Annotated in this window: 12 protein-coding genes; 6 read left to right on the forward strand and 6 right to left on the reverse strand. The window is 69.8% G+C overall.

Annotated features, from left to right (window positions below; all coding sequences use genetic code 11):
* Positions 1 to 221: 221 nt before the first annotated feature.
* The 4 genes from rfbD to AAC134_RS19370 all read right to left on the reverse strand — a co-directional run bounded on the left by rfbD (position 222) and on the right by AAC134_RS19370 (position 3,664).
* A complete protein-coding gene (gene rfbD, locus AAC134_RS19355; protein ID WP_339950773.1) occupies positions 222 to 1,109 on the reverse strand; it encodes a dTDP-4-dehydrorhamnose reductase in 888 nt (295 codons plus the stop codon).
* Positions 1,106 to 2,128 (reverse strand): SDR family oxidoreductase, encoded by a 1,023-nt coding sequence (locus AAC134_RS19360; protein WP_339950774.1) that lies wholly within the window; start codon positions 2,126 to 2,128, stop codon positions 1,106 to 1,108. Before AAC134_RS19360 ends, rfbD begins: the two co-directional genes overlap by 4 nt.
* Before the next feature lie 78 nt (positions 2,129 to 2,206).
* Positions 2,207 to 2,758: a dTDP-4-dehydrorhamnose 3,5-epimerase gene (gene rfbC / locus AAC134_RS19365; protein ID WP_339950775.1), complete on the reverse strand. Its 552-nt coding sequence runs from the start codon at positions 2,756 to 2,758 to the stop codon at positions 2,207 to 2,209.
* A 210-nt stretch (positions 2,759 to 2,968) separates the two neighbouring features.
* On the reverse strand, positions 2,969 to 3,664 hold the full coding sequence (locus AAC134_RS19370; RefSeq protein ID WP_339950776.1) for a nitroreductase: 696 nt from the start codon (positions 3,662 to 3,664) through the stop codon (positions 2,969 to 2,971).
* Positions 3,665 to 3,864: 200 nt separating this feature from the next.
* On the opposite strand from AAC134_RS19370, the gene lepA reads away from it, so the two are divergent.
* Entirely contained in the window at positions 3,865 to 5,664 is a 1,800-nt protein-coding gene (gene lepA / locus AAC134_RS19375; RefSeq protein ID WP_339950777.1) for a translation elongation factor 4, read from the forward strand.
* On the opposite strand, the gene AAC134_RS19380 is transcribed toward lepA, so the two are convergent.
* Entirely contained in the window at positions 5,661 to 6,926 is a 1,266-nt protein-coding gene (locus AAC134_RS19380; RefSeq protein WP_339950796.1) for a DUF262 domain-containing protein, read from the reverse strand. The two genes, lepA and AAC134_RS19380, sit on opposite strands and share 4 nt — an antisense overlap.
* A gap of 254 nt (positions 6,927 to 7,180) precedes the next feature.
* On the opposite strand from AAC134_RS19380, the gene AAC134_RS19385 reads away from it, so the two are divergent.
* The 3 genes from AAC134_RS19385 to AAC134_RS19395 all read left to right on the forward strand — a co-directional run bounded on the left by AAC134_RS19385 (position 7,181) and on the right by AAC134_RS19395 (position 10,376).
* Entirely contained in the window at positions 7,181 to 8,779 is a 1,599-nt protein-coding gene (locus AAC134_RS19385; protein WP_339950778.1) for a bifunctional metallophosphatase/5'-nucleotidase, read from the forward strand.
* Positions 8,780 to 8,907: 128 nt separating this feature from the next.
* Positions 8,908 to 9,450 carry a hypothetical protein gene (locus AAC134_RS19390; protein WP_339950779.1) on the forward strand — a complete coding sequence of 181 codons (543 nt, stop codon included), beginning with the start codon at positions 8,908 to 8,910 and terminating at the stop codon, positions 9,448 to 9,450.
* 395 nt (positions 9,451 to 9,845) lie between these two features.
* Positions 9,846 to 10,376, forward strand: coding sequence for a hypothetical protein (locus AAC134_RS19395; protein WP_339950780.1), 531 nt, complete (start codon positions 9,846 to 9,848; stop codon positions 10,374 to 10,376).
* 6 nt (positions 10,377 to 10,382) lie between these two features.
* On the opposite strand, the gene AAC134_RS19400 is transcribed toward AAC134_RS19395, so the two are convergent.
* On the reverse strand, positions 10,383 to 11,627 hold the full coding sequence (locus AAC134_RS19400; RefSeq protein ID WP_339950781.1) for an MFS transporter: 1,245 nt from the start codon (positions 11,625 to 11,627) through the stop codon (positions 10,383 to 10,385).
* Between the two features lie 579 nt (positions 11,628 to 12,206).
* Here AAC134_RS19400 and AAC134_RS19405 point away from each other — a divergent pair.
* A complete protein-coding gene (locus AAC134_RS19405) occupies positions 12,207 to 13,604 on the forward strand; it encodes a hypothetical protein (RefSeq protein ID WP_339950782.1) in 1,398 nt (465 codons plus the stop codon).
* A gap of 247 nt (positions 13,605 to 13,851) precedes the next feature.
* Entirely contained in the window at positions 13,852 to 14,418 is a 567-nt protein-coding gene (locus AAC134_RS19410) for a GNAT family N-acetyltransferase (RefSeq protein WP_339950783.1), read from the forward strand.
* Positions 14,419 to 14,420: the final 2 nt, after the last annotated feature.

Consider the following 14,420-nt stretch of genomic DNA (forward strand, 5'->3'; position numbering starts at 1 on the left):
GGCTTGTCCTTGACCGGGGCGGGCGAGTCGCTCAGGCATCAACAGCGACGGACGGTTCCGGAGGACAGGCGCGGGGCCTGTTCTTGGGTGAGTCAGGAGCTCCGCCGGAGGCTCCCGCCCCCGACCGTTCCGCCCCGCCAGCCCCCGCGCGCGACCCTGCCAGGCCCGCCGGCAGGGCGCCCCCGTCCTCTCCGCCGCCCGCGCCAGCGGGCGGCCTGGCCTCAGCCCAGATGCCCCTTGGCCTTCAGGTAGCGCCCCAGGCTCTCGCGCCAGTCGGGCATCGGCGCGAAGGCCGAGGCGAGCTTGGAGGCGTCGAGCACCGAGTATCCCGGCCGCAGCGCCCGGGTGGGGAACTCGGACGAGGCGCAGGGGGTCATATCGGCCTCGATCCCGGCCTGGCGGATGATCTCGGAGGCGAACTCGAACCAGCTCGCCTCGCCGCCGCCGGCCACGTGCCACAGGCCGGGCGCCGCGCCCTCCCGCAGCATCCGCAGGATCACGACGGCGATGTCGGCGGTGGCGGTGGGCGACATGCGCTGGTCGTCGACCACCTTCAGCGCCCCGCGCTCGCGGCCGAAGCGGATCATCGTCTCGACGAAGTTGCCGCCCTTCCCGCTCGCCCCCGCCACGCCGTAGAGCGAGGCGACGCGCAGGATCGTGGGCTCTCCCGCCAGGCTGGCCAGCGTCTCGCCGAGGGCCTTCGAGGCGCCGTAGACGTTGACCGGCGCCGTCGGCGCGTCCTCGGGCAGGGGCGTGGCGCGCGCCGTGTCGCCGCCGAAGACGTAGTCGGTCGAGATATGCACGAAGCGCGCCCCGCGCTCGGCGCAGATCCGGGCCAGCTGCTGGGGCGCATGGGCGTTGACCGCCATGGCGCGGGAGCCGGCGTCCTCGACCTCGTCGGTCTTGTGGTAGCTGGTGCAGTTGACCAGCGCGTCGAACTCCACCCCCGACAGCGTCTCGGCGATCCCCGCGGGGGCCGAGACGTCCAGCTTGTCGCGCCCGAAGGGGATCAGCTCGATCCCCCCCGCGACCCGGTCCGGCGCGGCGGCGTGGGCCGCGGTCAGGTCATGGCCGAGCTGGCCGTTCGGCCCGAGCAGCAGGACCTTCATATCTCGATGATCCCGCCGTGGAGCTCGACCTCCTTGATGCGCCGGTGCCAGTCGGCCAGCGTCTTGTACCAGTCGAGCGTGATGGTCTGGGTGGTCTTGTCCAGCGCGCCGGATTCCAGCGCCGCGCAGATCTCGATCACCCCGTCCTTGGCGGTGCGCTGCGCCTTCCAGCCCAGGCCCTCGATCTTCTCGAAGCCGACGCGGTAGGAGCGCACGTCCGCATCCCCGTACCACTCGATCGTCACGTCGCGCGGCACGTAGGAGGCGACCAGCTCGCCCAGCGGCCCGAGCTGGTAGTTGTTCTCCTCCGAGCCGACGTTGAAGATCTGCCCGCCCACCGCCTCGGAGGGCGCGTCGAGCATGAACATCTGCGCGGACGCCGTGTCGCGCACATGCACCATCGGGCGCCACTGCGAGCCGTCGCGCATCAGCGGCAGCTTGCCGGTCTTCCACGCGCCGTAGGTCATGCCGTTGATCGCGAGGTCGAAGCGCATCCGCGGGCTCAGCCCGTAGACCGTGGCCTGGCGCAGCACCACCGCGGTGAAGCCGTCGCCGTTCAGCGGCAGGATCGCCTGCTCGGCCATCTCGTTGGCGCGCGCGTAGGTGGTCAGCGGGTTGGTGGGCGTCTCCTCGGTCGCGATCACGCCCGGCTCCTGGAAGCCGTAGATCGAGCAGGAGGAGGGCAGGACATAGCGCTTCACGCCGGCCGCCTTGGCCAGTTCGGCGGTGCGCACCCGGCTGTCGCGGTTGATCTGCATCGTGGCGTTCTGGAACAGCTCGCCCGAGGGATCGTTGGAGATCGCCACCAGGTCGATCACCGCCTCGATCCCCTCCAGCAGGCGCTCGGGCAGGACGCGGGTGTCCTCGATCACCACCTCCAGGCCCGGCTGCGGGGGCAGAAGCTCCCGCCCGAAGAAGAAGCGGTCGACGGCGCGGACGGTGTGCCCCGCCTCGAGCAGCATCGGAACGAGCGAGGTGCCGATGTAGCCCCCCGCCCCGGTCACCAGAACATGCGTCATTGCTGCGATATCCCCAGAAGTCGTTGCACGCGCGCGCCGCCTGGCGCCCCCTCGGCGCCGCGGCGCGCGTCCCCGCGTTCAGAACGGAGCGTCGATCTCGGCCAGCTTCGGCTGGACCTTGTCCTTGTCCGACAGGATCGGCCCGCCTTGCGGCAGCGGCCAGTCGATGCCCAGCGCCGGGTCGGACCAGAGCAGACCCTTGTCATGGGCCGGCGCATAATAATTGGTGACCTTGTAGATCACCTCGACGTCGGGCGTCAGGGTGATGAAGCCGTGCGCGAAGCCGACGGGCACCAGGATCTGGTTCCACGCCTCGGCCGAAACCTCGGCCGCGACGTGCTTGCCATAGGTCGGGGAGCCCTTCCGCAGGTCCACCGCCACGTCCAGGATCGCGCCGCGCACCACACGCACCAGCTTGTCCTGGCCGAACGGCGGCGTCTGGAAGTGCAGGCCGCGCAGCGTGCCCACTTCGCCCGAGAGCGAGTGGTTGTCCTGCACGAAGTCGAGGTCGATGCCCGCCTCGGCCAGCGCCTGCTTGTTGTAGGTCTCCGAGAAGAACCCGCGGTGGTCGCCGAACTTCCGCGGTTTCAGGATCTTGACGTCCGGAATTTCCAGCGCCTCGACGTCCATGCCGTCCCCTCTCTCATGCCGGCCGGCGCCCGAAACGGGCGCGCCGCGACCGGTTTAGCGACCGCGCGAGAGGGAATCCAGCGCCGCGGAGGGTCGTGCGGCGACAGGACGTGGCAGCGCCGCCGCAGGAGGGCGCGGCGTCCGCCCGCCCCGATCGGCGGGCGAGGTCCCGGGAGGCGCCCCCGGGCCTTCGCCCCGCCGGCGGCGGCTTCAGGCGGTCTCGGCCGGCTCCTCCCAGCCCACGAAGCGCGCGACCTGTTCCGCCGAGCGGCGGCGCGAGACCACCGCGTTCGCCGGAAAGCTGTCGTCCGGCCAGCCGAGCGCCACGCAGGTCAGGATCACCTGATCGTCGGGGATCTGCGCCACCTCGCGGACCACCGGGCTCTGCATGATGCCCTGGCCGTTGATCACGCAGCCCAGGCCCCGGCTCCAGGCCGCCAGCACCAGGCCGAAGGTCACCGCGCCCAGGTCGAAATGCGCAATGGTGCCCCCCGGCTCGAGGTCGCGGTCGTAGCAGACCACGATCGAGACCGGCGCGTCGAACTGGCGGAAGCCGCGCAGCACCCAGTCCTGGCGCCGCTCCTTGTCATGGCGCTCGATTCCCATCGCGTCGAACAGCTGCACGGCGATCTCGACCTGGCGGTCGCGGTGCACGCCCTCGTACTTGCCGTGGTCCTCGATCTCGCGCGTCACCGGGTGGCCGGCGAGCATCCGCTCGGTGTTGCCGCGGCGCACGCGCTCCAGCGGCTCACCGGTCAGGACATGCAGATGCCAGGGCTGGGTGTTCATCGAGGAGGGCGCGCGGTTGGCGAGCGCGATCACCTCCTCGACCACCTCGCGGGGCACCGGCTTGTCCTTGAAGCCGCGAATGCTGCGCCGGCCGTTGATGACGTCGTCGAAATCCATCTTGATCCTCCCGATCCGTTCGTTGACGGGCCTGGGCCCGCGTGGATTTAATCGCGAGATTAAACGATCCTTGCGCGACGGTCGACGGGTTCGCGGCCTCCGCGGCAAGGCCGCGCGTCGCCGCGCCGGATGCGGCCTGCGCCGGCCCGCTACGCCACGCCCGCTTGACGCGCGCGCGAGTCCGCCGCAAATGGCGCCCCATGACCGAACTCTCGCGCATCCGCAACTTCTCCATCGTGGCTCACATCGACCACGGCAAATCCACCCTCGCCGACCGGCTGATCCAGATCACCGGAGGGCTGACGGACCGTGAGATGAAGGAGCAGGTCCTCGACTCGATGGACCTCGAGCGGGAACGCGGCATCACCATCAAGGCGCAGACCGTGCGCCTGAACTACACCGCCGCCGACGGGCTGGACTATGTCCTCAACCTGATCGACACCCCCGGCCACGTCGACTTCGCCTACGAGGTCTCCCGCTCGATGCGCGCGGTCGAGGGTTCGCTGCTGGTGGTCGACGCCTCCCAGGGGGTCGAGGCGCAGACGCTGGCCAACGTCTACCAGGCCATCGACGCCAACCACGAGATCGTGCCGGTTCTCAACAAGATCGACCTCCCCGCCGCCGAGCCGGACCGGGTGAAGGAGCAGATCGAGGACGTGATCGGCATCGACGCCGAGCATTCCGTGCTGATCTCGGCCAAGTCCGGCCTCGGCATCCCCGACGTGCTGGAGGCCATCGTCAAGCGCCTCCCCGCCCCGGTCGGCGAGCGCGACGCGCCGCTCAAGGCGATGCTGGTCGATTCGTGGTACGACTCGTATCTCGGCGTCGTGGTGCTGGTGCGCATCCGCGACGGCGTCCTCAAGAAGGGCGACAAGATCCGGATGATGTCCACCAAGGCCGACTACCAGGTCGACCGGGTGGGCGTGTTCTCTCCGGTGATGAAGGACTGGTCGGAGCTGGGCCCGGGCGAACTCGGCTTCCTCACCGCCTCGATCAAGCAGGTGCGCGACACCCGCGTGGGCGACACCATCACCCATGAGAAACGCCCCTGCGCGCAGATGCTGCCGGGCTTCAAGCCCTCGATCCCCGTGGTGTTCTGCGGCCTGTTCCCGGTGGATTCCGCCGACTTCGAGGATCTGCGCGACGCCATCGAGAAGCTGGCCCTCAACGACGCCTCCTTCTCCCATGAGATGGAGACCTCGGCCGCGCTCGGCTTCGGCTTCCGCTGCGGGTTCCTGGGCCTGCTGCACCTCGAGGTGATCCGCGACCGGCTGGAGCGGGAATACGGCATCGACCTTGTGACCACCGCCCCCTCGGTGGTCTACCGCCTGAACATGCGCGACGGCACGACGCGCGAGCTGCACAACCCCGCCGACATGCCCGACCTGACCCATGTGGACTCGGTCGAGGAGCCCTGGATCAAGGCCACGATCCTGGTGCCCGACGAGTATCTCGGCGCGGTCCTCAAGCTCTGCGAGGAGCGTCGCGGCCAGCAGCGCGACCTGACCTATGCGGGCTCGCGCGCGATGGTGGTCTACGACCTGCCGCTGAACGAGGTGGTGTTCGACTTCTACGACCGCCTGAAGTCGGTGACCAAGGGCTACGCGAGCTTCGACTACCAGATCGAGGGCTATCGGGCCGAGAACCTGGTGAAGATGCAGATCCTGGTGAACGACGAGCCCGTCGACGCCCTCTCGACCATGGTCCACCGCGACCGGGCCGAGCAGCGCGGCCGCGCGATGTGCGAGAAGCTCAAGGACCTGATCCCCCCCCACATGTTCAAGGTCCCGATCCAGGCGGCCATCGGCGGGAGGGTGATCGCCCGCGAGACGATCCGCGCGATGCGCAAGGACGTGACCGCGAAGTGCTACGGCGGGGATGTGTCGCGCAAGCGGAAGCTGCTGGACAAGCAGAAGGCGGGCAAGAAGAAGATGCGCCAGTTCGGGAAGGTGGACATCCCGCAGGAAGCGTTCATCAATGCGCTGAAGATGGACGGCTAAGCGACCTTGTTGTCTGACCTGTTACAATTCACACAGAGACATCTGGCGTTCGATAGCAATGTACTGCCCCCGATCGCCCATTTCTCCACGTGATCGGCCTCCATGTCATCGAAAGCCAAAGAGGCGGCGCATTTTTCGCACTTCTTGCCAGCCTTTAGCCAAATAACATACCGCTCTTCGTCTCTGAAAAGGCGCTTCTTGTCACGAATTTCGATATCGTCGTTCCAGCGCAAAAAGAATTTTCTATATATAGAGTCGCGCTCCCTCATGCTATTTGAGTCGTTCGTCCCCTGCTGCGCAAGCCTGCCAAACTCTTGCAGGTCATAATCCCGCCCTTCTTCTTCTGTCTTCTGATTATTCTCGACCCGTGCAGCGGAAAACGCCGGAAAGAACTCTTGCAGGCGTCCGTCAATGTCCGCCGCGTTGTAGTCGGACTTCAGGCCCAACGCAGTGAAGTATACCATCTGCGGATTTGATTGCTTCGATAAATTTTGGTCCCGATCTTCAAAAATCTTGCACAAATAGTCCAGGTTTTTTGCACAGTTCTGGTACAACGTCTGCCGCTCAGTGGCTCCCATTTTCTTGTTGTCTTTGACCATAGAATCCAAGAATTTTTTCTTCAGATCACAAGGCCCCGAGCCACCATCCATCCTACTCTTCTCCAGGCGCAGCAATTTCGCGGCGACCTCATAGTGGGAGTAGCGCTTGTTTCCGAACGCGAGCTTCTTCTCAAAAAACTTATGAGTGGCGATCTCTCGAACTAATTGCGCCATATCACCACCAAAGGCGTTTCTCTTCTCAGCAGCGTTTAGTGGCTCGCCATTATTTAGACGCGAGAAGAGATCTTCGATGTCTTGCTCATCAGCTTGCTGTATCAATACAATATCTATCAATATTGACTTAAACGTCTCCCTCCACATCTCGCTAAATTCAGTGTATTTCTGCCCAGCGCTCACCGGATCATCGTCTCCGAGATAGACAAAGTCGTCAGAGAGAGGGAAGCCACCTGCGAGAAATTCTAAGAGGGTCGACAGTCTCTGCTTGCCATCGACAGCAGCATACTGATACGCGCCCCCTTGGCCTCTCAGATCGTGCAAATACACCTTTGGAATGTCAAAACCGTTGATGAGTGAGTCGATGAACAGCTTCTTTTTGTCAGCCGACCATGCCCCACTTTCCCTCTGGTAGGATGGGGCCATGTCTATTCTCTTCGACTCCACGAGTATCTTGCCGATACTGAAGCGGTCAGAGACGCAGATCATTAGGTTAACTCTCACTAATAGCGCCTGAAACAAGCCAGCTAACGTAGTGGCGTTGGCGGAAGCAGACGAAGGAAGCCATCCGATCACGCCAGCTGCTCGCTGAAATATATACACCGACGAGGTATGCCAATGAATTTCAGCGGCACAGCACCGTCACACCCTCGCTCGGCCTTGCCTGGCCGCCCCGCATCCCCCTTGCGCGGCGCATCAAAACCCGCTCACCTGAGCGTCACCCAACCGACATGGAGCGACCGATGACCCCCCGCACCTCCGCCGGCCTGCTCAGGTCCGCCGTGGCCGCGATGGCGCTGCTGGCGCCGGCCGCCGCCTCCGCCGACTACGCGCTCACCGTGCTGCACACCAACGACTTCCACGCGCGGTTCGAGCCGATCTCGAAATACGACTCCGGCTGCTCGGCCGAGGACAACGACGCGGGCGAGTGCTTCGGCGGCTCGGCCCGGCTCGCCACCGCCGTGGCGGCGGAGAAAGAGGCCTCGGAGAACCCGATCCTGCTCGACGGGGGGGACCAGTTCCAGGGCACGCTCTTCTACACCTACTACAAGGGCAAGGCCGCGGCCGAGATGATGAACGGCCTGGGCTACGACGCGATGACCGTCGGCAACCACGAATTCGACGACGGCCCCGAGGTGCTGCGCGGCTTCATGGACGCCGTCGACTTCCCCGTGCTGATGTCCAACGCCGACGTCTCGGGCGAGCCGCAGCTCGCCGACGTGCTGAAGAAATCCACCGTGGTGGAGAAGAACGGCGAGAAGATCGGCCTGATCGGCCTGACCCCGCAGGACACGGCCGAGCTCGCAAGCCCGGGCAAGAACATCACCTTCGGCGACCCGGTCGAGGCCGTGCGCGCCGAGGTCGAGAAACTGACCGCCGAGGGCGTGAACAAGATCATCGTGCTCTCGCACTCGGGCTACAGGGTCGACCAGCGGGTGGCGGCCGAGGTGGCGGGCGTCGACATCATCGTCGGCGGGCACACCAACACCCTGCTCTCGAACACCAACGAGAAGGCCGAGGGCCCCTATCCCACCTGGGTCGACGGCCCCGACGGGGGCCGCGCGGCGGTGCTCTCGGCCTATGCCTACGGCAAGTACCTCGGCAAGCTCGAGGCGGTCTTCGACGACGAGGGCAGGCTGACCGACGCCACCGCCGGCGAGCCGATCCTGATGGACGCCTCCGTCGCCGAGGACGCCCAGGTGAAGGGCCGCATCGAGGCGCTGGCCGAGCCCCTCCAGCAGATCCGCGAGAAGGTGGTCGCCCAGACCGAGCAGCCCATCGGCGGCGACCGCGCGGTCTGCCGCGCCGAGGTCTGCGAGATGGGCGTGCTGGTCGCCGACGCGATGCTCGACCGGGTGAAGGATCAGGGCATCGACGTGGCCATCGCCAACGGCGGCGGGCTTCGCGCCTCGATCGACGCGGGCGAGGTGACCATGGGCGAGGTGCTGACGGTGCTGCCTTTCCAGAACACGCTCGCCACCTTCCAGCTGAAGGGCGCGGACATCGTGACGGCGCTGGAGAACGGCGTCAGCCAGGTCGAGGAGGGCGCCGGCCGCTTCCCGCAGATCTCGGGGATGCGCTTCGTGTGGGATCCCGCGGCCGAGCCGGGCTCGCGCATCGTCTCGGTCGAGATCGCCGGCGAGGCGCTGGACCCCGAGGCGACCTACGGGGTGGTGTCGAACAACTACATGCGCTCGGGCGGCGACGGCTACGCGGTGTTCGCCGAGAAGGGGACCGAGGCCTACGACTACGGCCCCGATCTGGCCGACGTGGTGGCCGAGTACCTGGCCGCGAACGCGCCCTACACGCCCCATGTGGACGACCGCATCTCGAAGAAATGAACCCGGGCGTCCGCGCCGCGCCCGGTTGACGGGCCGCGGGTCGGCGGGCGATTGGGGCAGGGGGCCGGCCTTCGGGCCGGCCCTTGGCATTTCCGCAGGGTCGAGCGTGCAGGGGGGGGGCGGCCGCGATGCAGGGCAGACGCCGCGAAACGTCCGGGACGCCGTCCGATCGGTTCGCCCCCGACTGCGACCGCTGCGCGGCGCTGTGCTGCGTGGCGCTGGCCTTCGACCGCTCCGACCTGTTCGCCTTCGACAAGCCGGCGGGCGAGCCCTGCCGCCACCTGCGCGGCCACGCCTGCCGGATCCACGACCGGCTCGCGGACGAGGGCTTCGGCGGCTGCGTGCGCTACGACTGCCTCGGGGCCGGCCAGGCGGTGGTGCAGGAGGTCTTCGCCGGCGCCAGCTGGCGCGACGACCCGGCCCTGCTGCCCCCGATGATGGAGGCGTTCCGCGCCATGCGGCGGGTTCGCGACCTCGCCCAGCTGCTCGAGGCCGCCCGGCGCCTGCCGCTCCGCGAGGCGGACGCGGCGCGGCGCGACGCGCTCTCGGCCGCCCTCGCCCCGCCCGAGGGCTGGACGTCCGCCTCGCTGGCGGCGTTCGAGCGCGGCCCCCTCCCCGCCGAGGTCGCCGCCTTCCTCCGCGCCCTCCGCGCCGCCGTGCGCCCGTCCTGACCCCCGCGCCCCGGCGCCCCGCCCGACATGCCTCGCCAAGCGCCTGTTCTCCGGAGCCGTCCGTCGCTGATGCCGATCAGAGCGACTCGTCCGCCCCGGTCAGGGATCGCGAAGCGACCCCGAAGGGGCTTGTCCTTGACCGGGGCGGGCGAGTCGCTCAGGCATCAGAAGCGACGGACGGCTCCGGAGGACAGGCGCGGCCCTGTTCTTGGGTGAGTCAGGAGCTCCGCCGGAGGCTCCCGCCCCGTCCGTCCAGGCGCGCCGCCTGCCCCGCGCGACGCCGACACGCCCGCCCGCAGGGCGCCCCCTTTCCGGCCTCTTGCGCCTCCGGGGGGGACATCGCGGCCGCGCCCCCCTATATGCCCCCTTGTCCGGGGAAGCCGCAGAGCCGTCACATGATCATCCGCATCGCCCTCGCCGTCCTGTTCCTGTTCCTGTGCTGGCTTGTCTGGCGCAACCTCGGCGCGCGCGCGCGCTTCCGCGCCGATCAACGCAAGGCCTGGGACGAGCCCCTGCGCGAGGGGTCGGCGGTGGTGCTCTCGGCCGCGCCCTCGGCCTGGTGGTGGCTGCTGGGGCTGGCGGCGGTCGCGGCGCTCGTCGGACGCTCGCTGTTCGAGCGGATGGCCGCCGGCGAGGGCGTGGGCCCCACCTTCTGGCACTGGCTGCTGTTCTTCGCGCTCGCCGGCGTCGCCGCGCGCCGGGCCGTGCAGCTGAGCGAGCGGGTCACCGTCACCTGGGAGCGCATCGCCTCGCGCAACATCCTCGGCCCCCGCTACGCCCTGCCCCTCAAGGAGGTCACCGGCGTGACCGAGGACGACCGCACCGCCCTGATCGCCTTCCGCGGCGGCCGGGTGCTGGAGCTCTCGCCCTGGCTCGAGGGCCGCTTCTGGCTGGCGCGGGAGCTCAAGGCCCGCGCCGGGCGCTGAGCCCGTTCAGACCAGCGCCGCCCGCGCCCGCGCCCGGGTCGCCCGCAGGATCAGGAACGAGATCAGCGTGATGTTGACCGCGTTCCAGGCCACCCCGTTGAGGAAGGCCATCTTGTAGGAGCCCGACAGGTCGTGGATCCACCCGGCCATCCAGCCTCCCGCGGCCATGCCGAAGATCGTCGCCATGATCACCAGACCGACCCGGGCCCCGGCCTCGCGCGCGGGCAGCATCTCGCGCACGATGATGGCGTAGGCGGGGATCACGCCCCCCTGGCTCAGCCCGAACACAAGGCTGACGATATAAAGCGGGACCAGCCCGTCGAAGGGCAGATACAGCGCCAGCGAGATCATCTGCCCGACCGAGCCGATCAGCAGCGTGGGCGCCCCGCCGATCTTGTCGGCGATCGCCCCCGAGGCCAGCCGCGAGACGATCCCGCCGGCCAGCATCAGCGACAGCATCCCCGCCCCCGCAGTGGGCCCATAGCCGAGGTCGACGCACATCGCGACCACATGGATCTGCGGCGTCGCCATCGCCAGGCAGCAGGCGATCCCCGCGACGCAGAGCAGCGCCTGCAGCCCGCCCGGCGTGAACCCGACCGCGCGGCGCGCCACCTGCGCGGCCTCGGCCGCCTCGCCCTCGGCGTCGACAGGCACGCGGCGGTGCAGCAGCAGGCTCAGCGGGACCAGAAGCAGCGCCATGGCGGCGGCGAGCAGCCAGCTCGCCTCGCGCCACCCATAGGCCTCCACCAGCGGCGCCAGGGTCAGCGGCCAGATCACCCCGGCGAGGTAGTTGCCCGCCGCAACGATGGCCACGGCCAGCCCCCGACGCCTGCCGAACCACATCGAGATGTCGGCGACCAGCGGCCCGAAGGTCGCCGCGCCTCCGACGCCGATCAGGAACTGCAGCCCCGCCAGCACCCAGAACTGCGTGGTCACCGCCGAGCCCACATAGGCCAGCGCCGCCACCATCGCCGAGACCCCCATCGCCGGCCCGATCCCGAACCGGTCGACCGAGCGCCCCACCGCCAGGCTGCCCAGCGCAAAGCCGATCATGGTCGCCGAATAGGCCAGCGAGGCGTCGCCGCGGTCGAGCCCGAACTCAACCTCCATTGCCGGCAGCAGCACCACGATCGACCACATGGCCGCGCCGCCCACCGCGGCGGCCAGCAGGCTGATCCCCAGCCGGATCCAGGACGGACGCCCGTCCAGCGCGAAGCCGGGGGCGGCGGACGACTCGGACGAGCGGGACATAGAGGCTCCGGGCGGGGCGAGGAGAGAGCCGGGCGCGACCCGGGCGAAGCGCCGCCGGGCGCTCGCCCCAGCGTCTTAGACCGACGGCCGTCGCAGCGTCCAGCAACCTCGCGCCCGCGAAGGCGTCGGGAGAGGGTCTGCGAGACGATCCTAGGCCCGCCCTCGACCCTTGCGTGTCGGCCAGCGCGCATCGGCCCCGGCGCAGCCGGCGGCCTCCAGGACGGCACTGCCGTCGCTCCCCGCTTTGCTCGCGTGAGCGACGCGCGCCACGCCGAGTGGGCGAGCGCCCGCGCGCAGCCAGCCCGACGCGTCCGAGTTTCCGCAAGTCGGCGAGAGGCGCCCGCACGCGGCGCTCCTCTCGGGGACATCGCGGGACCGGCCTCGGCGGGGGGCGGGCCCTGACCGCGCGGGGGCAAGGGCGGCAACGCCGCGCCGTCGGCGGACCGGAGCGGGCGCGGGCCTTCACCTCGCCGCCATCCGGGCGTATGCGGGGAGGTAAGCCGCCCCGCGCGGCGCCCGCCCCCCGCCGTATCCGGCCGCCCCGCCGCGGCCGCTGCGCGACCGCAGCCGGAACGCCTCTTGCCCCTCGCCTCCCGTCTCGATCGCGCCGCCGGCCTCCTGCTGATCCTCGACCTGGGTCTGGTGGCGCTGGGGCGATGGGGGGCCGGGGCCTGGGTGCAGCCGCTGGAATACGCCTGCGCCGCCGCCATCGCCGGGCTGCTGGCCGCGCGGGCCTCGCGCCAGCCGCGGGTGTTCGTGGCCATCGGCGTGGCGCTGTCGGTCCTGGCGCTGGCCACCCTGCCCCGAGGCGCGGACCTGGTGGCCGAGGGCCTGCTGCGCGCCGCCTTCATCGCCGCCTTCTTCGCCGCCCTGGCCACCCTGCGCCACGCGGCCGACACCTCGCCCTCGATCCGCGACTGCGGGCTGTTCCTCGCTTCGCGCCCGCCGGGGCAGCGCTATGCGGCGCTGACGCTGGGGGGGGCGGCCTTCGGGACGGTGCTCAACTACGGCTCGATCGCGCTGCTGGGGTCGCTGGCGACCGCCTCCTCGGAGGCCGAGCCCAACCCCGAGATCCGCGAGGTGCGCAAGCGTCGGATGCTGCTGGCCACCGCGCGCGGGCTGGTGGCGATGCTGCCGTGGTCGCCGCTGAGCTTCGCCATCGCCATCACCACCGCCCTGATCCCCGGCGCAAGCTGGGCGGCGGTCTTCCCCTATGCGCTGGTCTCGGGGCTGCTGCTGGCCTCGATCGGCTGGGCGATGGACACGATCTTCAAGCCCCGGCTCTCCGCCCCCGCCCCGGCGCGGGCCGAACCCGAGCCCGGCGGCTGGTCGCGCGCCGCGCCGCTGGTGACGCTGCTGGCGGTGATCGGAGGCGGGGCGGCGGCGCTGCACCTGACCACCGGCGTCTCGATCGTGGGGGTGGTGATGGCGTGGGCGCCGCTGGTCGCGGCCGCCTGGGTGTGGCTGCAGGCCCCGCGGCGGCGGCTCGCGCACCTCGGCGCGCGGGCCGCAACCTATGCGGTGCGCGACCTGCCTGGCTACCGGGCCGAGATCGTGCTGCTGATGATGGCCGGCTTCATCGGCGCGGTGGGGGCGGGGCTGCTCGACCCTGTGGTGCGCGGCGCGGGCCTGCACCTCGAGCGGGCGCCGGCCTGGATCCTGCTGCTCTCGGCGTTGTGGCTGATGCCGCTGGCGGGGCAGGTGGGGATGAACCCGATCCTTGCGGCCTCGCTGCTGGCGCCGCTGCTGCCCGCGCCCGAGGCGATGGGGGTCAGCCCCGAGGCGGTGGTCTGCGCCTTCACCGCGGGCTGGGCGGTGGCCGGCGCGTCCTCGCCCTACACCGCCTCGACGCTGATGCTGGCGGCGTTCAGCGGAACCACCGCCCGCCGGGTGGGGCTGGTGTGGAACGGCGCCTATGCGCTTGTGTGCGGCGCGGCATTGTCGGTCTGGGTGCTCGTGATCGCCTACGCGCTGTAGCGCGCCGCGCGAAACCCGCAGCGCGCGAACGGGCGTTTCGCCCCGCCTGGCGCACGGATCGCGACGGAACCGCCCCGATCCGAGCCTGAATCCCGGAAAGGGTCAGTTTACCTTAAGGTCCGGGCGCCGGCTTTCGCCGCAGCGCATGGCTTTCTTCATGGCGTTTTTACCCCCGGCGCCCCATCTCTCCCACATGGAACATGTTGCGCTGCACAAGACACCGGGGGACGTCCCTCCCCTGCAGGCGATGCGGAGAGCGGAGGCCGAGGATGCCGGCCGCATCTTCGACCACCTGCTGCGGTTGTCGGTCGAGGACCGCTCGCTGCGGTTCTGCGGCGCCGTTCGCGAACCCACGCTGCGCCGCCAGGCCGAGAACGTCGCGGCGGGCTACCCCGCCGGGCTGCTCGCCTGCTCGCCCGAGCCGGGGGCGCCCGTGCGCGGCATGATCGAGATCGCGCGCATCGGCGCCTGGGCCGAGGTCGCCCTGTCGGTCGAGCCGGACTGGCGCGGCGCCGGCCTCGCCCCGCGGATGATGCTCGCCGCCGCCCGCTGGGCGCGCCTGCGCGGCATCCACGTGCTCGAGGCGCTGACCCTGCCCGAGAACGGCGCCATGCGCGGTCTCGGCCGCAAGATGGGCGCGCGCTCGCGCATGGATGACGGCATGATCCGCCAGATGTTCGACGTGGACATGCTGCTGCGCGACGAGCTCGGGCCCCTGCCGCTGGAAGGCGGCGCGCATCCGGTGGGACCGGTGGCGCACCTCGCCTCGGTCAGCAACCACCGCCCCGCCGACCTGCGCCGCGCCGCGGCCTGACG

It is taken from the genome of uncultured Albimonas sp. (genome assembly GCF_963977235.1).
Lineage (GTDB): Bacteria > Pseudomonadota > Alphaproteobacteria > Rhodobacterales > Rhodobacteraceae > Albimonas.

Bases quoted from the DNA above. Each gene is read 5' to 3' on its own strand.
- rfbD (WP_339950773.1), bottom strand. From the start codon at position 1,109: ATGAAGGTCCTGCTGCTCGGGCCGAACGGCCAGCTCGGCCATGACCTG.
- AAC134_RS19360 (WP_339950774.1), bottom strand. From the start codon at position 2,128: ATGACGCATGTTCTGGTGACCGGGGCGGGGGGCTACATCGGCACCTCG.
- rfbC (WP_339950775.1), bottom strand. From the start codon at position 2,758: ATGGACGTCGAGGCGCTGGAAATTCCGGACGTCAAGATCCTGAAACCG.
- AAC134_RS19370 (WP_339950776.1), bottom strand. From the start codon at position 3,664: ATGGATTTCGACGACGTCATCAACGGCCGGCGCAGCATTCGCGGCTTC.
- lepA (WP_339950777.1), top strand. From the start codon at position 3,865: ATGACCGAACTCTCGCGCATCCGCAACTTCTCCATCGTGGCTCACATC.
- AAC134_RS19380 (WP_339950796.1), bottom strand. From the start codon at position 6,926: ATGATCTGCGTCTCTGACCGCTTCAGTATCGGCAAGATACTCGTGGAG.
- AAC134_RS19385 (WP_339950778.1), top strand. From the start codon at position 7,181: ATGACCCCCCGCACCTCCGCCGGCCTGCTCAGGTCCGCCGTGGCCGCG.
- AAC134_RS19390 (WP_339950779.1), top strand. From the start codon at position 8,908: ATGCAGGGCAGACGCCGCGAAACGTCCGGGACGCCGTCCGATCGGTTC.
- AAC134_RS19395 (WP_339950780.1), top strand. From the start codon at position 9,846: ATGATCATCCGCATCGCCCTCGCCGTCCTGTTCCTGTTCCTGTGCTGG.
- AAC134_RS19400 (WP_339950781.1), bottom strand. From the start codon at position 11,627: ATGTCCCGCTCGTCCGAGTCGTCCGCCGCCCCCGGCTTCGCGCTGGAC.
- AAC134_RS19410 (WP_339950783.1), top strand. From the start codon at position 13,852: ATGCGGAGAGCGGAGGCCGAGGATGCCGGCCGCATCTTCGACCACCTG.